The 4,888-nt window shown below is 46.8% G+C and carries 6 protein-coding genes; all 6 read right to left on the bottom strand.

Features of this window, described 5'->3' with window-relative positions; genetic code table 11:
* Nucleotides 1-317, bottom strand: a 317-nt coding sequence (locus AAC01S_RS18030; protein ID WP_281178149.1) for an RNA polymerase sigma factor, incomplete at its 3' end; no start/stop codon positions are given.
* A 525-nt stretch (nt 318-842) separates the two neighbouring features.
* On the bottom strand, nt 843-1,433 hold the full coding sequence (locus tag AAC01S_RS20330; protein WP_067625771.1) for a GNAT family N-acetyltransferase: 591 nt from the start codon (nt 1,431-1,433) through the stop codon (nt 843-845).
* A gap of 208 nt (nt 1,434-1,641) precedes the next feature.
* Nucleotides 1,642-2,151 (bottom strand): TetR/AcrR family transcriptional regulator, encoded by a 510-nt coding sequence (locus tag AAC01S_RS18040; RefSeq protein ID WP_067625774.1) that lies wholly within the window; start codon nt 2,149-2,151, stop codon nt 1,642-1,644.
* Between the two features lie 157 nt (nt 2,152-2,308).
* Nucleotides 2,309-2,533: a hypothetical protein gene (locus AAC01S_RS19445; protein ID WP_157071284.1), complete on the bottom strand. Its 225-nt coding sequence runs from the start codon at nt 2,531-2,533 to the stop codon at nt 2,309-2,311.
* Nucleotides 2,534-2,705: 172 nt separating this feature from the next.
* Entirely contained in the window at nt 2,706-4,064 is a 1,359-nt protein-coding gene (locus tag AAC01S_RS18045; protein WP_067625777.1) for a nucleotide-binding domain-containing protein, read from the bottom strand.
* An 18-nt stretch (nt 4,065-4,082) separates the two neighbouring features.
* Nucleotides 4,083-4,888: SAVED domain-containing protein (locus tag AAC01S_RS18050; protein WP_067625780.1), on the bottom strand; the 806-nt coding region annotated here is incomplete at its 5' end.

The following is a 4,888-nucleotide window of genomic DNA, read 5'->3' on the forward strand; positions in this document are numbered from 1 at the left end:
TGCATTGGATCATACCGATCCGTCAACTGTACGGAGTCGATATCCAGCACGCGCTTTCGTTTTCGTACCCTGTCAAGCGCCGTATTCGCCAGGATGCGATAGAACCAGCCGTGAAACGCTCGGACATCACGGATGCGTTGACGCTGGATATAGAGTTTCAAAAACGACTCCTGGGCGGCTTCTTCAGCATCATGCTGATTGCGCAAGATGAGCCAGCAGGTTCGTACTGCCGAATCCCAAGTCAATTGGAATAGTTCGGAATAGGCTTGTTCATCTCCGTTGCAAACACGTTCGATGAGTTCTTGGGATATTTCCACTCGTTTCGCTCCTTCCACACTATAGGACGTAGTGGGAACAGAAATCGTATGATGTCACACACAGGTTTGTCGGAGGACAAGAGCACTTGCGTATGATTCGATTCACGAGCATGGAAAGTAAACATACGAAGGAGGGTCTACCCTTGAGATAGACCCTCCTTCGCGGCCAACCTACTGAGCTGGTATACAAAATGGTGATGTCACCGGACCGACTGTGGAGCGCCCCCTGCGTGAGAATGAATCCATTTTGCATCCCTATTGGCAAAATGAGTCCGAGAGATAATATGAACCCGTGAATGAATGCAATCAGCAACCGCACCCCTCCACCACACCTGTGTCGGCCAATGAGCGACTTCGGCGACGACTCGCTCGTGCTCGCTCATTTTACCTGCGCTCTCCACCGAACTTCTATCGACCGGGATCTACGAAGAGTACGTTCAGTTCGTTCGGGGGCAGCTTCGGATTCGGAGAGTTACCGCTGCCGCCTTTTTCAAGTTGGCAGAATGAATGGGTAATGCGGGCGAATCATGCATTGACAGGGGTAAGTGCGGGCTCCACAACCTTGCGTACGATCCAATGATGTTTCCCTAAGCGACACACTCTCTCAAATCCCCAGCGTTCGAACATGGAAGTAAGTCCGTTGTACATGTACGGTAACGATTTCGAAACCTCCCGTCCGTTAAAGTCCTCCGGGTATGCTTCTACGGTTCCACCGCCTAGACGTGCTATTTCACCCAGTGCTGCAGAAAGGGCGACGGAGGAAACCCCTCGTCCACGATGCTTTCTGTCAACAAAGAAGCATGTAATCCGCCAGTCTGGGAGAGCAGTCACATTCTCGTCGTATTCACGTCGGTATTTAATGTTGGGCAACTCCTGCGTCTTCCCAAACTGACACCACCCCACACAGGTGTCCTGGTCATACACAAGAGCTGCGTGCGCCCGGCCCTCCCGAACCAAGCGTTCCTTCTCCAACCGATTTGCTTCAGCACTCGTCTTGCTCAACTCTTGGTGAAATCCCAAACACCAGCAGCCACCCCAAACCCCATTATGGCGTTCAACGAGTTGCGCAAAATCTCCCCAAGTGGTTTCGCCCAAAAACTTCACGCCAAAACCCACTGCACATCACCCCTTAGTGACGGAATATTGTGTTCGCGATGGTCGATCAGCGCCCTCAACTCGTCCTCATCAGGATTGTTCTTGGCTTGGCGCATTTTCTCATTGCGACCTCATCGGATGCTGGATCATCTACAAAAGCACATACCTCCCGCAGGCATGGATCTCCAAGTTGCAACACTTCACGAACTGCCATGGATGAAGTACGTACTCAAGCAAGTACACGTTTGATAAGCTCCTCTAAGAACTGGTCGTCGATCGGTTCGCGCGAGAACCAACGACGATAGAAGAGCGGACCAAGCAGCAGCGCGATGATCGCTGACACGTCGACTCGTGCCGACAGTTCCCCCCTGTCGGCCGCACGCTCCAGGACCTCTCGCAAGGGTGCAGCGTGTCCACGCTGAATCCGACTGTGGATGTCCGCAAACTCCGGATCGCGCTCGGCTGTATCGATGATTGACGGCAGAACGAATGACCAATTCGCCGTCTGCAGCAGGTGTGCGATCTCCACAAGTATCGCCTTGACGTCACCCTCGAGCGATCCAGTGTCGGGTGTTTCCTGTTGGGCAATCATTTGCGAGCAGGCATCGATAACCAACGCTTCACGTGTCGGCCAGTGGCGGTAGATGGTCGTCTTCGCGACCCCGGAACGGCGCGCCACCTCGTCGACGGTAAACCTAGCCACGCCGCCTTCGCCAAGCAACTCGAACGCGGTGGCCAGGACGGTATGGCTGTGAGCGTCAAACTAAATTGTTCTCTGATTTTCTCCCGCGTCAACCCCTCCAAATCCCTTTCCCCGCCTGGCTTTTCTCGAATTTTCCTCACTTTCACCCAATATCTGCCGTCAAATGAATTCGTTCTCTGGATCACGCCTTTTCTCACCCGTTTTTCCCCGTAATTTTTCCAGATTCATCGATTTTGCGTAAAATGAAGTCTTTCCCTGCGGGAAGGAGAAGAGCAGGGCTTGAGGGCGAAGGCAGAACAGATTTCGTCGTGTATTTTTCCGCATTTTTGATCGGGCTGTATTCAGGAATCGTTGATTTGTCGGGGCTCTTTCGCGTCTTGCCTTCTTCAAAATTTGGCTCTGAGTTTCCTCCGCCCATCGCTTTCGGGCATCAAAAAGAAAGGGCGAATCCAGGCTCCTCACCCGAATTCACCCGTGCTGTAGCGAACAACTTATTTTACTCAGGGAAGAACTTATTTTGCTGGGGAAGAACTTGATTTTGCGAACATATAGAAACAGGGACAAGGGAATCAGGAGAGTTAGCCTTCCATTTATTGCGTATCGATGGGGACATCAATCCTATCCATTGCAACGCATACCTGATCTTTAACGATATAGCACTCCACAAAATGCTCCCCTTGAAAGTGGGTTTCCTCATAATGCTCTGTTTTGTTGGTTTTGACGATTTGCCCCCTAACTTGATTTTTTCTCTTAGCAACATCCCCTCTGTTTTTCACTTTCCAGTAAATTGAATATGGTTTAGGTACGTCGTTCATTACAATAAAAAAGTTCAGCTTTTTACGAATTCGTAGCTTACCCTTTTTTCTCAATATCGCACTTAATAGTTCAGTTCTCCACCCGTCCTGCGATACCCTACAGTCTATTTTCAAGTTATATTTGAGGTCTACGGGGAACAGATACTCGATAAATTCCTCCGTCTCATCATACATTACATTTGACGCGCTGATGGACTTCATGAAGGTCTGACCGTCTTCAGCAATTACTTGTTCATTCCAGTAATCATGGTTAAAGAACTTTCCCCATGCTTCAACCGCTTGCGATTCCGTACAATCGCTCCGAAACAGAACATCTAAGCTTGCCAAATATGAGTTGAGACGGTTGTAAAGGTTCTCAATCCTCACATCGTCTTTTTGGATTAGCTTAAGGCTCTGATCTTCATCCACTGGATTCAATACTTCTTTATCAATCGCCAGTCTATTTTTAATCGCTGTCAATGTTTCATAAAACATCTCGTCGATGCGATAAAGTGATCGGAAATTCTCATTAGTTAAAACAGACAGAATCACCCCCCCTGGCATAACCCAATAATCTCTCGATTTCGAGAACATTTTTAATAGGCGAACTACAATTCGTAATTTATGGTTCCAGCTTTTGCTCGCCTCATTAAACCATTTCGTTACTGCCCTCGGATCTCGTGGTCTCCAGTCACTCCCGCAATGTTCATAGTGGTAGTTGCCATCTTCATCCTTGTACCTTCTATAGATAGCAAAGTCTATGTGATATCCATCGGCATACACAATTCGAACGCAGTTTGTCTTTGCCACTGGTTCTGTATTGAATTGCTTCGTCTTCTTTTTCAAGGCATTCACAACGATGTTTTTTACGGCTGTGGTCCCAGATGGGATATTGTCCTTATCGAAAATAATCGCAACGTCGATGTCGTAATCCTTATTTTCATTTTGAGTTACTGTTGACATTGCAACACTACCCTGAACCACCGTGTCAACAATTCTATAATTTGTTGAATTTTCCTCGTTATACTCCTTGAGACCGTCCTTTAGTCGTGAGACGTTAAGGTTTTTCAATCGGAACAGTTTCGTCTTTTCGGTCTTTGGTAACACTACATAGTTCTGATAGAACGTATTAAATTTTGTACTTAAATCGTACATTTGGATCCCCTTTCCCCATCACGCTTGAATGAAGGTTCCTTTTTGGTCGCCATTAACAACAATCCCCCACGGATATCTTGGCGATTTTTGTATGTCAAAAAAGTAGCAAATAACTTGATGTACTCGTCTGTCATCAATCTCTTTACCAAGCTCCAAGGCTAAACAGCTTTGACAAGAACATACCAAGTGTATCCTTTTGAGGTTGGGCATTTCCTTCCCTACAGACTCAACTATTGAAATGATCGCGTTTTTATACTCGATCAGTTGTGACCGATATCGAATGGCATTATCTCTGGGATCATCAATTGCCAGCTTTATAATGTTTTGCCCTTGGAATTGGGCTAAGTCTGCATCGGTGATTTTTGCCGTGACGGATACGGCAATAACAACATCCTCCGCGTCCTTGTCTATCGAATTTACGTCCGTTACCACTTTTAACGGACCATAGCGCCCCTTTTGACTAAGCCTATAGAACCTCTGGGTTTCTTTTTTGTCAAATTCAAAGTATTCATGTATGGTCTCCCTCGCCATAAATGATCCAGCCAAAACAACGAAAGGAATAGGAGCTGTGCCTGTGTATCCCCTCTTGAAATGTTCACTTTCCTTTTTGAATGAAGTAACCTTCTCCTCGACAATCTCCCGTATTTCATGTGCTGATGAATTATCAATTCCATGTTTAAAAATTCTTATAAAATCAATTTCGCGCTCCTTGAAGTCAAACGTCCCCAAGTTGACATCGTCATTATGTCCCTCAATGCGCCTGTCATAATAACCATTGATGTTTAAAATGTAAATTTTCCTTTTGATGTATATAAAAAAGAATA

The sequence above is a fragment of the Alicyclobacillus acidiphilus NBRC 100859 genome (assembly GCF_001544355.1).
Classification (GTDB): Bacteria; Bacillota; Bacilli; order Alicyclobacillales; family Alicyclobacillaceae; genus Alicyclobacillus; species Alicyclobacillus acidiphilus.